This window comes from Micromonospora sp. D75 (genome assembly GCF_018070405.1).
Lineage (GTDB): Bacteria > Actinomycetota > Actinomycetes > Mycobacteriales > Micromonosporaceae > Micromonospora > Micromonospora chalcea.
In genome coordinates, this window is sequence record NZ_JAGPXV010001142.1 from 1 (window position 1) to 626 (window position 626).

A 626-nucleotide genomic window follows, 5' to 3' on the forward strand; every position below is an offset into this window, starting at 1 on the left:
GCCGGTGACGTCCACCTCGGACGCGCCGGGTGGCGGCCAGGCGCCCGGGGTGGGCTCGTCGGCAGTGGGGACGCCGACGAGGCCGTCGGCGTGCCGGGTCCAGCCCGACTCGGAGTCGTCCTCGGGCTGGGAGTGCACGGTCACCGAGCGGCTGCCGGTTCCATCGACGGGACCGACCCGGACCTGGACCCGTACCCCGCCGCCGGTGGCGGGCAGCACGAGCGGGGCGAGGACTGTCAGCTCGCGGACGCGGGACGCGCCGACCTCGTCGCCCGCGCGGACGACGAGGTCCACCAGCGCGGTGCCCGGCACCACCACGGCGCCGGAGACGATGTGGTCGGCGAGCCACGGGTGCGTCGACACCGACAGCCGGCCGGTCAGCACCACCATGTCCTCGCCGGCGACCGACACCGCCGCGCCGAGCAGCGGGTGCCGCGCCACGCCGAGGCCGGCCCCGGAGACGTCGGCGGACTGGCCGGTGGGCGGCAGCCAGTACCGCTCCCGCTGGAAGGCGTACGTGGGCAGGTCCACCCGCCGCGCGCCGGTCTCGGCGAACCACTGTGCCCAGGTCACCGGCATCCCGTGCACGTGCAACTCCGCCAGGGCGTGCAGCAACGCCTGCGCCT

1 pseudogene is annotated in these 626 nt (G+C 76.7%); it reads right to left on the bottom strand.

The features are described 5' to 3' along the window. Positions 1-626: pseudogene (locus KBX39_RS32535) on the bottom strand (polyketide synthase dehydratase domain-containing protein); the annotation flags it as partial.